At 39.3% G+C, this 13,611-nt stretch carries 8 protein-coding genes and 1 tRNA gene; 2 read left to right on the top strand and 7 right to left on the bottom strand.

What is annotated here, in order from left to right:
* Nucleotides 1-152: 152 nt before the first annotated feature.
* Nucleotides 153-764, bottom strand: a complete 612-nt coding sequence (locus BC008_RS08640) for a peroxiredoxin (protein WP_027841989.1) — start codon at nucleotides 762-764, stop codon at nucleotides 153-155.
* Between the two features lie 142 nt (nucleotides 765-906).
* Between BC008_RS08640 and BC008_RS08635 the strand changes: the two genes are divergently transcribed.
* The gene (locus BC008_RS08635) at nucleotides 907-3,018 is read left to right on the top strand and encodes an amylo-alpha-1,6-glucosidase (RefSeq protein ID WP_027841990.1); all 2,112 of its coding nucleotides are present in this window, start codon (nucleotides 907-909) and stop codon (nucleotides 3,016-3,018) included.
* 295 nt (nucleotides 3,019-3,313) lie between these two features.
* Here the strand turns inward: BC008_RS08635 and BC008_RS08630 are convergent.
* The 5 genes from BC008_RS08630 to BC008_RS08610 form a co-directional block, all read right to left on the bottom strand.
* A tRNA-Met gene (locus BC008_RS08630) sits at nucleotides 3,314-3,387 on the bottom strand.
* A gap of 241 nt (nucleotides 3,388-3,628) precedes the next feature.
* On the bottom strand, nucleotides 3,629-5,758 hold the full coding sequence (locus BC008_RS08625) for a peptidoglycan DD-metalloendopeptidase family protein (protein ID WP_027841991.1): 2,130 nt from the start codon (nucleotides 5,756-5,758) through the stop codon (nucleotides 3,629-3,631).
* Between the two features lie 833 nt (nucleotides 5,759-6,591).
* Complete coding sequence (locus tag BC008_RS08620) at nucleotides 6,592-7,053, bottom strand: tRNA (cytidine(34)-2'-O)-methyltransferase (protein ID WP_058183432.1); 462 nt, start codon at nucleotides 7,051-7,053, stop codon at nucleotides 6,592-6,594.
* A gap of 616 nt (nucleotides 7,054-7,669) precedes the next feature.
* Complete coding sequence (gene gshA / locus BC008_RS08615; protein ID WP_027841992.1) at nucleotides 7,670-8,806, bottom strand: glutamate--cysteine ligase; 1,137 nt, start codon at nucleotides 8,804-8,806, stop codon at nucleotides 7,670-7,672.
* Nucleotides 8,807-9,043: 237 nt separating this feature from the next.
* Nucleotides 9,044-9,961, bottom strand: a complete 918-nt coding sequence (locus tag BC008_RS08610) for a histone deacetylase family protein (RefSeq protein ID WP_027841993.1) — start codon at nucleotides 9,959-9,961, stop codon at nucleotides 9,044-9,046.
* A 153-nt stretch (nucleotides 9,962-10,114) separates the two neighbouring features.
* Between BC008_RS08610 and BC008_RS08605 the strand changes: the two genes are divergently transcribed.
* Nucleotides 10,115-11,119 (top strand): mechanosensitive ion channel family protein, encoded by a 1,005-nt coding sequence (locus BC008_RS08605; protein WP_407657042.1) that lies wholly within the window; start codon nucleotides 10,115-10,117, stop codon nucleotides 11,117-11,119.
* 150 nt (nucleotides 11,120-11,269) lie between these two features.
* Here the strand turns inward: BC008_RS08605 and BC008_RS08600 are convergent, their stop codons facing one another.
* Nucleotides 11,270-13,288, bottom strand: coding sequence for an ABC transporter ATP-binding protein (locus BC008_RS08600; RefSeq protein WP_082650515.1), 2,019 nt, complete (start codon nucleotides 13,286-13,288; stop codon nucleotides 11,270-11,272).
* Nucleotides 13,289-13,611: the final 323 nt, after the last annotated feature.

The following is a 13,611-nucleotide window of genomic DNA, read 5'->3' as shown; positions in this document are numbered from 1 at the left end:
ACTGCCGATTCTATCTACCCATGGTCACTTTCTGCCTGAATAGTTCTAGTTCCCATTTTTGTGGTACTAAAACCTACTCAGAAAATTGAAGGCACTTTTTCACAAATGACTTTATAGCTGACGGCAATCAATCTAGTATTAAGTAACGATACTTAAATGGATGCAAAGTAAACTTTAGACTTCTGAGGATCTGGATTCATAGTTTTCTCTCCAGGCTGCCAACCCGCAGGACAAACTTCATCAGGATGGGTTTGGACGTATTGAATAGCTTGTAATGTTCTGAGAGTTTCATCAACGTTACGACCGAAAGAAAGGTTATTAATGGTCGCGTGTTGGATTACGCCTTCTTTATCCATAATGAATAAACCCCGTAGTGCTACGCCTGCTTCAGGATCTAAGACGTTGTAAGCCGCACTAATTTCTTTCTTAATATCTGAAACTAGGGGATAATTAAGATCGCCAACGCCACCTTGTTTGCGGTCAGTTTGAATCCATGCTAGGTGGGAAAACTCACTGTCAACAGAAACTCCAAGAATTTCGGTGTTCAGTTTTTTAAAGTCTTCGTAACGATCACTAAAAGCAGTAATTTCTGTAGGACAAACAAAGGTAAAGTCTAAAGGATAGAAGAATAAAACAACATACTTTCCGCGATAGTCGGAAAGCTTAACTGTTTTAAATTCTTGATCCACTACAGCAGTAGCTGTAAAGTCTGGTGCTTGTTGACCGACTCGAAGGCATCCTTCTGTTGCGTAAGTCAGAGGCATAGTAATATATCTCCTTAAAGCTATACAAGTTTTACTGCTTTGTGAAGATGGATCCGTCTATTAAAGTTCGCTAATCCATCAACTAACAATTAAATTACGAACTGTTACGACTATATCATAGTCATAACGATTTTGAGTATAAATGGCTGATTTAGATACAAGAGAATGGTTGCTTACCAATGGCTTAGGGGGTTTTGCCAGTGGTACTGTTTCGGATGTTAGGACTCGTACCTATCATGGTTGGTTGTTTGCTGCAACTAGTCCACCCTCAGGAAGAACACTTCTGCTATCGCATTTGGAAGCTAGCTTGGAGATTGGGGGCGAAGTTGTAGTTGCAGGGACTAATTTTTGGGGTAGCGGTCAGATCGAACCAACTGGTTACGAATTATTACGTTATTTTCAGATTAATCCTGTTCCAAAATGGGTTTGGGGGGATAAAGAGTGGCAACTTACCAGACGGATGATAATGCCCTCAGGATTGGGAGAAAATTTTTTGTGCCCGACGGGTGGGATAGGAGAAGAAGCATCATTTTCCAAAATCCCTAATAATCAATATTGCCACCGAATTTTAGTTCATTATTCCTATGAAGGCAATGATGTTGGGGTGTTAAGACTGCGCCTGTTAATCGCTAATCGGAATTTTCATCATCAACAAAAAGAAACTTCAGATCTACTGTTTTCACAAATTCTTGGAGAACGGGTAATCTGTCTCCAATCAATTAGTGCTGGGGATTTTGGTACTCCTTGGCAATTACGTTGGACCCGAGGAGAATATCAAGCAGAAGCCGTTTGGTACTGGAATTACGGGCTCCCAGAAGAAACGCGACGAGGATTAGGCGATCGCGAAGACCTTTACAGCCCAGGTTACTTGAATGTAATTCTCCAACCAGGAGATACAGTTACTTTAGAAGCAAAAGTAGGTTTTCCAAGTAACGATCAAACCCCACTAAATTATGAAACTTTTTCCAAGGCCGTTGAAGCCGAAGAAAGTAGATTGAATCAGATATTTAGCTCAACGAGCATGTCAAAAGGGACACCAAGAGGATTAGAAGAAAATTTAGTTAACAACTCTAACCCTGCTGCATATATGCCACGCGATACTCTGTGGCAAAAAATACTCAGATCTAGCGAACAATTTATTGTTCATCGTACTTCTATTTCTGGACCAAGCGTCATTGCTGGCTACCATTGGTTCAATGATTGGGGACGGGATACTTTAATAGCTTTACCAGGTTTAACATTAGTAACAGGGCGTTTTAAACTAGCCAAAGGACTACTTGAGACTTTTGGCAGATATTGTCGCCATGGGCTTATACCAAACGGTTTTCCAGATATTGATGGGGAGCCATCTTATAACAGTATTGATGCTGCTCTTTGGTGGATTGAAACTTTGGGACTTTATTTAGAAGCAACCCAAGATTGGGATTTTCTAGTTGCTCAGTATCCAGTAGTACAACAAATATATAAAGCTTTTATTGGTGGTACTCTTTATAATATCCAAGTTGATTCTACCGATGGACTTATTAGTTGGGACGCTCGTGGAGTCGCATTAACTTGGATGGACGCTTTAGTTGAAGGAAAAGCTGTTACACCTCGACGTGGTAAACCTGTAGAAGTAAATGCCTTGTGGTTTTCGGCTTTATGTTGGTCTGCCCAATGGGCAAAACGTTTAAGTGAAATTCACGTTGGAGATTCTTTAAAATTTCTCAAACAAGCTCAAAGGTATAGTCAACAAGCACAACAAGTAAAAGAGTCTTTACAAAAGTATTGGAACTCCCAGTTGAGATATTTGTACGATAGCATCGAGCCAGATGACCGTCGCAATAGTCAAATTCGTCCCAATGCAGTTTTAGCACTTTCTTTATACCATTGTGGATTTTCCCAGTCACAAGGGGAACAGATACTTGAATTAGCAACGTCACGACTGCTAACTCCCTATGGTCTGCGCAGTCTTGACCCCTACGATCCAGAATATATTGGTAGATACGTAGGGGATTCAACTCAACGGGATAGTGCTTATCACCAGGGTACTGTTTGGAGTTGGCTGATTGGACCTTTTATTAGGTCTTGGGAACGCTTTTATCCCGACGAACCATTACCTTTTGATTGGCAGCCAATACTTGACAGCTTTTTGAATCAAGCTTGTATCGGTTCGATTTCAGAAATTTTTGATGGCGATCCACCTCATAATCCTAGAGGTGCAGTTGCCCAAGCTTGGTCGGTAGCAGAAATAATTCGCCATTTTCCCAAGTAATACTAGTACCGCTGCGCGGAAGTCATTAGCTTCGCGTGTCTGTAAGACATAAGAGACTGCGTCCTTGTGGACGTTAGTGTTCGCCGTAGGTGCAGTCTAGCGGGGCGTTAGCACAGTAAAAGTACTGTTTTTTCTAGCTTTGAGCTTTTATAAACGGGTGCTTTATTTCCGCCACGGTGTACTAGACGATGTAGTAGATAGATATGAAAACAAAAAATACCGATACTTAAACCTACTTTATTAGTAGAATCTGCAAATATCGGTTACTATTTTTTTATATTTATTAGGTTTGTAGTGGCTCAGGTCAGACTCGAACTGACGACCAAGGGCTTATGAGTCCCCTACTCTAACCAACTGAGCTACTGAGCCATACTTAAGCTACTAAGGCTTTCCATTAATTATTAAGTTATCATACAAATCTACTCTTGACTACCCCTTGACGGAAATTTTTAATAAATCCTTAAATCAGAGTAAATTGACTACCGGGAAAAGAGATAATAAATTATCACTCGCTAATTATCTATTACAATTACTGGCGAGAAAAAAGTAAATGAGGGAGAAAAACTCCCTCAACTGAACGGTATATTATTCAGTTGTATTCGGAGAAAATTTACCTCTTTTTCGGCAAGAAAGCCATTGGGTTTTTCGCCCGACCATTTGGACGGATTTCAAAATGCAAATGGGGACCGGTACTAAATCCAGTACTTCCCATCAAGGAAATCTTCTGTCCTTGCTGTACTTGCTGACCCTTCTTAACTAAAAGCTTGCTGTTGTGAGCATAGCGAGTTATGGTACCGTCTGGATGACGAATATCTACAAGGTAGCCGTAACCACCTCTGTTCCAGCCAGCCTTTTTAACAATACCTGCAGCAGCAGCATGGATTGGAGTTCCAGTGGGAGCTGCAATATCAATACCCTTATGCATTCTTCCCCAACGTGGACCATATCCAGAAGTAAGAACTCCCTTCGCTGGCCAAATATAACCTTTGGATTTGGGTTGAATATTTTCGATTGGTCTGGGCAAGTATCTGCCAGCCGCCGCTAAAGGTGGTAATGGTGTAGAAAGATTATTCGTTCTGGGAGTAACAACTGAGTTATTCCGTTGAATAAACTGTGAACTATTGCGGCTACCGTAAATCGAAGATACTGATTTTGGTTGAGGTACGGGAATGGGCACTGCCCCATTGTTTTGTGTAGCTAATTTTGAGCTACCTGCTGTGGGAACAGCAATTGGTACCGATACATTATTGTTTTGTTTGATGTATCTTCTAGAGGTTGAAGCATTTTTGTTCTGGGGAAGTGTAACTGCTTCCACTTCAGATGCTTTACCTTCACGAGATTTTTGAGCGCGGTACTTAGCCCGCAATCTTTCGATTTCTGCTTTTAAACTGCGAAGACGTTGATTATACTTCGGGTTTTTATCACTTGCTGCTTTAGCTTTTGCCAAGCGCATTTCAGCGAAAACTAGGGGTGTAGCTTCACCACCCATACCGTAAGCTGCTTCTCCGGTAGAGGATTGATTTATGCTACTGATGAATTCTGAACCAATAGTAGAAGTTGGATCTACCCCAACAATTTTACTTGATGCAAGTGTAGATGCTTTATTTTTGCCACCATGATAGTGGTCGTTTGATTTAAATTGAGGGTTAAAAGCAATTGTTGTTACACTAGTAGTAATGCGATCTTGCTGACCAGGTATAACTATCTGTTGATTTACTTGTAGCTTATCTGGATCGTTAAGCTTATTTACCCTTGCAAGTTCGGTAACAGAAGTACCGTAACTTTGTGCTATTTCACCTAGAGTATCTCCTGACTTAACAGAATAAGGTTGAGTTTCTTTTGGTGCAACAACACCTGGAAGTGCTGGTATATTGGCAACTACACCAGGGTTAAACCTTTTGATGGATTTGGCTTGTTCGGAAGCTTTTACATTATCCGAAATTTGCCTTCCATTCCGAGCAACACTGTTGACTGATTTTTCAGTTGAGTTTAATGACTTGACTGAGTTGTGGGAAAGTGCAGATGGACTCTTGGTTCCCCCAGAACGCAGCTTTGCCAAACTTGCTCTTAGGTTATTAGATTTTTCCTGTAAGCGTTGAATAGCAAACTCTTGTTGAGCTTTAAGTTGAGCATTAACGTTTGTATCCAAGCTTGTCGTTGGGACTATTGTCCGTGGGCGACTGTTGGATGATACGACTTGCTCGCCAGCAAAGTTACTCTGACCAGAGACTTTTACTGCTGTTTGCTGCTTGGCTGTTTTAAGAGTTTCCTTGAGCGAAGCTGTATTCTTAACTGCACTTTGCGAAGAAACTACTTTAGGTAAAGGAAGTTTTGCTGACTTCAGTGCCGCTATTTGTCCTTTTGTGCCAAGCCTTTTCCACTCAGGTATTGCCTTGATATCTACCGTCTGTGGGTTATCCGGTACGCTTACATTAGGAAAAACTCCATACTCCGAAGTTTTTCTTGGGGCAAAATTTACATCGTTCTCAGAAGCAGCAGGAAGAGAAGAGGCTGCTTTTTGGCTGCCTACAGATTCTGCTGCCAGGGCTCGATCGCTTTGTCGAGTCACCAAAAGGCTGGTAGCTCCCATCGAGATAGCCAAACCAATCATGGCGGCTTTGGTACGTGCTCGACGACAAGCCTTGGAATTATCCAATTCCTCTATCTGCCCCATCGAGGCATCATCGCTGACAGTGTTTTCAACCACAGCATTTGCTCTCTTCTTTAATGCTCGTTTCAAAGACGACCTCCTATGATCGCTAGCGCTTAACTGACCTCGATTTCTAGTCGGATACTAGTCAATGATTTAGATCGCTAATAAAAATTGATCAAGATCACTTCCACTAGAGATTATTAGGCAAGATTAACCTGCTTCTCTAGTTTTAGACAAGTTCACACCCTAAACACAAGAATAAATTTTTTTGTTTTTGAATAATCAGTTTCACAGTCCGCTATCTTATCGTGTCTCTCTATTACACATGTCTTCATCTGTTTTACCCCTTCCAACCAGAACTAGACAAGTATATATTTGACGAGTTTACTGGCTATCTAAGGAAGCTTATGTAAAGACTTCGTAAAAGAGGTGTTTCCCTGCTGTAGTAATCCCTTAGATTTCTACAAGTTAACTTGCCTACTCAAAAAGTGAATGTACGTTGATTTTGCTTAAGAATTCAACCGTATAAATTCGCAGGAGTTTTTGCGCTCCCAAATTGTCACAATAGTGGAATTTCTGGGGGCGTTCGCTCAAACTCCTGCTCAGACAACTTTTCACCCTTCTTTGGCCTTAGTCCGGAAAAATACGAAATCACTAAAATATATCATTCGATCCTCAGACTGAATCAGATGAATTATATAAATTCCTTATATATTAGGCCCACTTGCTTTGAGGTATTACTGGCAGATTTGGCGATCGTCAGGAAAACTACTATACAAATTTGTATTTTTTACACAACCAATATGTGATGTGTAAGTATATTTTTTATCTTTGATTAATTTTAAACTTTTTAATTAATTTTGTTGTGTATTTACACTTAAATTAACAATAACTATGATGATTTGTGTGATTAATTAAATTTATTGAAGATAACCCAACTGGCGACGAGCTTCAAATAACGCTACAGCAACGCTTACAGATAAATTTAAGCTGCGAACACCCTCTTGGCTGATTGGGATATGAATAGTTGCATCACATTCGGAAATTACTGTCGGTGGTAAACCTTCAGTTTCGCTGCCAAATAGTAACCAATCATTGGGCTGAAATTCAAACTCAATATAGTTAATACTGCCGCGAACGCTGAATCCTAGGCATCTGCCTCCTATATCTTCATGTTGCCTACGAAAAGCTTCTAATGACTCGTGATAGTGCAGTTTAACAAATTCCCAGTAATCTAAACCCGCTCTTTTGAGGTAACGATCGCTGAGTTCAAATCCTAAAGGTCCTATTAGATGTAATTGTGTATTGGTCGCTGCACAAGTTCGAGCAATATTCCCCGTATTTGGGGGAATTAAGGGATTTACTAATACTACTTGGGGCATATATAATCAATTTATGTATTAAGAAAAACAATGTAAGACAAGTACGTAATCTACCTTAAGATAGTGTTATTTGATAGGTTTTGTTAATATTTCTCAACCGACTTGCATTGATTAGAATTTTAAAAGTCACGATAAATCTTCCTCAAAGTGCTTGCAAAAGCGTATTTTTACTCAATAGAACAAATAATAGTATCCCTCGCTGTAAGTAGATGTTTGAAATTACCTAAGTATTGTTAGGGTTTATTCGGGTAAAGAAAATTTACGATAAATGAACAAAAGAATACAGGATAGGAAATATTAAAAAACTATTTATTGGCTTTTGCTCGACTAAAATTTTGAGGTCGTGGGAGTAATTAACCGATTAAATACTCGATAAATTTATTTCAAAGAATTATTTTTTGGTGGATCAATCCATTTGTTTACAAGTGTTCGCAATATATTCTATGGGAAATGTAGTATTGCGCGAACCTGAAATATGCCTGTACAGTAACTGTCTGTCAGAATAATGCTTAGTAGATAAGAGAAATTAATGAAAAAAGCAGTTAGACAGAAGCTAACTGCTCATCGGTTGATTTAATATCGTTACGATTGAAGCTTCAATCTCAAGCATTCAATATCAAGCAGCTAAGGAAGAACATACCTTATCTTCGAGTTCAAGTTCCCGTTCTTTCATCGTATCTATTGCTTGAATAAGTACATCTCTGGCGCTAAAGCCAACACCATGAAGTTGTAACCACTGTTGGGCTTCGTTACCACTTTGCAAAATCTTTAATAATGGAGAAAGGAAGCAACTAAAACCATTCCTTTTGGCTATGATGCGCAAATCTTCATAAAGATAGGTTATCCAATCTCGAGCAGTTATACTTCTACCATCTTCCCAGTGTTGTAACTGAGCATCAAGACTAGATGTTGCGGCTGCAATTTCATTATTTGTGGTAATGGTAAGTAAATCTTCTGGAGAAAATTTGGACTGCGTTAAAGGATCGAGATTAGGATTATCAATAATTTGTATTAGACGGGTTTCTAGAAAAGCTGCGATCGCTAACAAAGCAATAGGGTCCGTAACTAAGTCGCAAATCCGTAGTTCTAAACGATTGAGATCGTAGGGACGACGATCGCCATTTGGTCTTACTGATGTCCATAGGTGGCGAACATTGTACATGTTTCCATCAGCTAATTGATTTTCTACCCAATTTATATGATGAGCATGGCTTTCAAATAAGGGAACGCGTTCGGGTGTTTGGGGGAAAAGTCCCCATCGAGTGGAATGGAAACCGGAAGCTTTTCCCTTAATAAACGGAGATGAAGCACTCAAAGCAAGGAAAAGAGGTGCTTCAAGTCGAATTACTCGACAAGCTCGCATTAATGTTTCTGGATTGTCAATCCCAATATTGATGTGAACGCTAGCGGTAACTACTTTGGTTCCGTAAGCGTTTTCAATGTGGCTATGGTAAGGATTAGTTGGGTCAGAACGGAAAAAGCGATCATCCTCAACCAGTGACAAAGTACTTCCCGGAATTAAGGTATAGTTCCCTAAACTTTGAAGATATTTCCTTAATTGCATCCGAGGACGTAACAAAGCGCATAACTGCTGTTCGTAATTGATAGATGGAGCAGTTATATATTCGACATTACGATTATCTGGTTCGCGAACAAATCCATCTAGAGCAGAGACAATCTTGTCGGAGAGTCCCACGACATCAGCTTTAGGCGTACCAGTGTACATTTCAATTTCAAAGCCTTTTGATAGCACCTTTTTTATTTCTCCTAGACTCTCCTATTAATTAAATTGTATCGGAGGTAACGAAATACTGCATCTGTCGCGTTAACTAAGTCTTTAGATTTAATAAGAATATTAAGTGTCAGTAAAATTTTGTGTAATTAGTAGTTTGTAGTCGTGACTGTTCAGACTATTTTTAACGCCACCCTAGGATTAACTTTCCCCATTTCCCGTTCCCTGTTCCCTGTTCCCTGTTCCCTAACAATTAAATCAAAGTCGATATTGTTGATAAACTTCTGTAGCCGCTCGGTGCAAAAGTGAATGACGCCAAACTAAGGATTTCATGTCATCTGCATAACCACCACCAATGACGCAAGCAACTGGGTAACCCGCACCAACACAGGTACTAAGAACTTGCATTTCTCGACGAAAAATACCAGCATCAGTTAAAGCTAACTTTCCTAAGCGATCGCCAATATGTGGATCGACTCCAGCATCATATAAGACTAAGTCTGGTTTTACTTGTGAGAGCAAGTCTGGTAGATAGTTGGCTAAAGTTTGTAAATAATCATCATCTTCCATTCCAACTTCCAAGGGAATATCTAAATCACTTTGTTGTTTTGTACTAGGAAAGTTAATTTGACAGTGCATCGAAAATGTAAATACGCTGTCATCATTTTGGAAGATAAATGCTGTACCGTCCCCTTGATGGACGTCCAAATCCACAATTAAAACTTTGGATACAAGACCTAATTTTTGCAAGACCCGAGGTGCGATCGCTAAATCGTTAAAAATACAAAATCCAGAACCGTAGTTGGGGAAAGCGTGATGAGTTCCACCTGCAGTATTGCAAGCTAAACCATGACGCAATGCTAATTTTGCTGTGAGGATTGTACCTCCAACAGCCGTGCAAGTACGATTAACTATTTGGGGTGACCAAGGTAACCCGATACGTCTTTGCATTTTGGGGTTCAAGGTTCCTTGATAATATGCTTCCACATAGTCCGGGATATGAATTAGCTCAATTAATTCTTTTGCAGGACGTTCGGGTGAGTAGAATTGTTTTCTATTTGCAACCCCATCATTTAAAAGTAGTTCATAGAGTTGTCCAAATTTAGACATCGGAAAGCGATGTCCTGAAGGTAAGGGGGTAACGTAGTCCGGGTGATAAATGATTGGCAAGTCCATGCTTAAATTATGGAACGTTGAAGTGCAAGCCAGACAAAGAATTTTTGTATTTAAAATTTCATTTAGTTTTCAGTGTGATGTTTGAAACACTATAAAACAACACAGGTTTTGATAAATTAATTTTGATTGTAATAAATAGGATTTTTTATGACGATGCAATGGATTGTGCCAGTTGCATGTATTCTAATTGGTTTATTTGCTGGATTAATTGGTGAAAAAATCGTTTTCAGTAAGGTCAGAAATATTGTCATCAGCAAGCAAATACCAGGTAGTGATATTATTATTTCATCCTTGCATCGAATGACTTTTACTTGGTTATTTCTGGCAGGTTTATTTGCAGCGATTATCACCTATCAGTTAAAACCAGATGTCACAGAGGCACTACAAAAGTTTATCACTGTAATTTTCTTATTTTCAATTACCTTAGTTTCTGCCAGACTAACTTCTGGGTTTGTCAATCTATTTATTCAAAGAAAAGAAGGCATTTCTGCTTCTTTAATTTCTAACCTTGCTAAAACTGTTGTTTTGGTTTTAGGAATTTTAATTATATTACAAACCATAGGAATTGAAATTGCTGCAATTGTTACAACCTTAGGAATTGGTGGTTTAGCAGTAGGCTTGGCTCTGCAAGATACTTTAGCAAATTTATTTGCTGGCTTTTATTTGATTCTTTCCAAGCAAGTTAAAACTGGAGACTATATCAAATTACAAGATGCTCAAGAAGGATATATCACAGATATTACATGGCGAACTACTACTATTAAAAGTCTGGCAAATAATGTAGTGATTATTCCTAATTCTCAGTTGGGTTCAGCAATATTTACTAATTATCATTTACCGATCAAACAACTTACAGTAACAATGGACGTAGGAGTTAGCTATAGTAGCGATTTGGAAAGAGTAGAGCGGATTACTGTAGATGTAGCTAAAGAAGTAATGCAGGAAATATCGCCAGATATAACTGAAAGAGAGCCTTTCATTTTATTTCATACATTTAATGATTTTAGTATTGATTATAAAGTTTATATTCCTGTAAGCGAGTTTCTCAGCCAAAGGGAAGCAAAACATTTATTTATCAAAAAATTACACAAACGTTATCTTCAAGAAGGAATTAATATTCCGTTCCCAATTCGAGATATTAATTTGCAGAATAATTAGGGGGTTGGGGATCGGGTAGTTAGGGTTATTGGTTAAATGATAACTGTTAACTGTTAACTGTTAGCGCCTAGCGGAAGCGTACCGTAGGTATTGCGTGCGCGACCTAGCGTAAGCGTACTGTAAGTATTGCGCATTAACTGTTAACTGAACCTAATTTCTGTCTCTAATTAAATCCTGGATAACTTTTTGCAAAATCCATTCTTCTGATTCGTCTGGGGTTTTGCTTTTTTGAGCTTCTATTAAATTTTGGACTGTAGCGGAATTTCCTTGGACTAATCCTAAAAGTTCATCTTTTAATTGAGGTAGAGTTTTAGGAAGACGCTGTCGCATTCTCTCTGGAGAACCTGTAGGAATCGAAGCAATTAAATTGCGGGTATATTCTTTTTTGGGATTGCGATATATTTCCTCTGCTACACCTCGTTCGACGATTTGACCTTGGTTCATTACCAAAATGCGATCGCTCATAAATTTAACGACGCTCAAATCGTGGGAAATAAATATGTAGGTTAAATTAAATTCTTCTTGCAGTTCCTTAAGTAAATTTAGTACCTGTGCTTGAACTGATACATCAAGGGCTGATACGGATTCATCACAGATAATAAATTTGGGATTTAATGCTAAGGAACGAGCAATACAAACCCGCTGACGCTGTCCTCCAGAAAACTGATGGGGATAACGATTCATTGCTCCCGCATCTAAACCCACTCTTTCTAAAAGATAAATAGCACGTTCTCGCCGCTTTTGCTTGGTTTTACCAACTGAATGAATCACTAAAGGTTCCATGACAATATCTCCCACTTTTAAACGCGGGTTCAAGGAACTGAAGGGATTCTGGAACACAATTTGCATTTCCCGTCGCAATTGCTGCAAGGATTTTTTCTTAATATCAGTAATGTTCCGACCTTCAAAAAGAACTTGACCCCCCATTGGTTTGACTAATTGTAATAAAGTCCTACCCAGGGTGGTTTTACCGCAACCTGATTCCCCTACTAAACCCAAGGTTTCTCCTTGTTTGACATCAAAAGAAACCCCATCAACTGCCATAAAATGGCGTTTTGTACCACCAAATATTCCCTTCACAGGAAAACCAACTGTGAGATCTTTTACTTGAAGGACGGTTGGTTTTCTTTCTAATTCTGCTCGTCTTTGCTCTATTTCTGCTGATGTTACTTCCAATTCTTTTGGGGGTTCCTTGGGATTAATCACCACTTCCCCTGTGGCTGTTTCCTCAACAGTCATGTAGTCAGCAACGGTCAGTAGTTTCTGGGGATGACGATCTAATGTGGGGCGACAAGCAACTAAACCTTTGGTATAAGGATGTTGGGGATCGGTAAAAATTTCCCTTGCTGCACCGGATTCGACAATTTTTCCCCGGTACATAACTGCAACGCGATCGGCGACTTCAGCAATCAATCCTAAATCGTGGCTAATAAAAATCATCGCCATGTTGCGACGTATCTGTAATTCCCGCAATAGTTCAACAATTGTTGCTTGTACTGTTACATCTAAGGCGGTGGTTGGTTCGTCAGCAATTAGCAACATTGGATTACAAGAAATCGCCATTGCAATCATTACCCGTTGTAATTGACCCCCAGAAAGTTGATGGGGATAGCGTTCGAGAATTGATTCTTTATGTTGCTGTACTAACTGGGCTAATCTGCGAGTGTCTTCGGCTGATATACCTTCATCAATATATTGTTGAGTGATTTTTTCATCACTGGGAAGTAATTTTACCTCTTGCAGACTTTCTATTACCTTTTGTTGTGCAGCTTGGGGAGAAATGTTTTGATGTCTGGTAATTGCTTCAATCAGTTGAAAACCAATGGTAAATACTGGGTTAAGGGAACTCATTGGTTCTTGGAAAATCATTGCAATGTCCCCACCCCGGTATAATTGCATTTCTTCGGGAGGTAAATCTAGCAGATTGATTGGCGTACCATCTTCTTGGGGGTTAAACCAAATTTCACCGCCTGCTATTCTCCCTGGATCTTGTATCAAACCCATTACCGCCAAGGATGTAACTGATTTTCCACTACCCGATTCCCCTACTATTCCTAGGGTTTCGCCACGATGCAGTTCGAATCCAACACGATCTACTGCTTTAACAATGTTGCGATCGCTTTTAAACTCCACTTGTAGGTCGCGGACATCTAGGATAGTTTCTCTCATACCAGTCGGGTAGATTTTGTTACTAAATTGTCACTAAAATTATCTGGATTGTAGCAGCAGATTAATATCTTAATTTATATTGTTATCGCATTGACTGCCAGTAGTGTTTCTTGATTTTTACACTCTGGAGCTTATTTTTTGTATCTTAGGTTATATTTATACACACATTTTTCTGTAATGTTTTGAACTTAAGCAAGATTTGAAAGCTTTTGTAAATTCTTCTTGTTCTTTCAAAGTAACAAGCGATGCGAACGCAAAAGCTCTGTACGGCGTTTATCGCATAAATTCTTGTTTTCTTGAACGAAAGAAATAAGTGCTGACTG

Origin of the sequence: Mastigocoleus testarum BC008, from assembly GCF_001456025.1 — a bacterium.
Taxonomy (GTDB): Bacteria; Cyanobacteriota; Cyanobacteriia; order Cyanobacteriales; family Nostocaceae; genus Mastigocoleus; species Mastigocoleus testarum.
The sequence above is the reverse complement of the archived record's forward strand: the minus strand, read 5'-3'. Positions and strand labels throughout refer to the sequence as shown.

Excerpts from the sequence above, each read along its gene's own strand:
- BC008_RS08640 (WP_027841989.1), bottom strand. The coding sequence starts at position 764 with ATGCCTCTGACTTACGCAACAGAAGGATGCCTTCGAGTCGGTCAACAA.
- BC008_RS08635 (WP_027841990.1), top strand. The coding sequence starts at position 907 with ATGGCTGATTTAGATACAAGAGAATGGTTGCTTACCAATGGCTTAGGG.
- BC008_RS08620 (WP_058183432.1), bottom strand. The coding sequence starts at position 7,053 with ATGCCCCAAGTAGTATTAGTAAATCCCTTAATTCCCCCAAATACGGGG.
- BC008_RS08610 (WP_027841993.1), bottom strand. The coding sequence starts at position 9,961 with ATGGACTTGCCAATCATTTATCACCCGGACTACGTTACCCCCTTACCT.
- BC008_RS08605 (WP_407657042.1), top strand. The coding sequence starts at position 10,115 with ATGCAATGGATTGTGCCAGTTGCATGTATTCTAATTGGTTTATTTGCT.
- BC008_RS08600 (WP_082650515.1), bottom strand. The coding sequence starts at position 13,288 with ATGAGAGAAACTATCCTAGATGTCCGCGACCTACAAGTGGAGTTTAAA.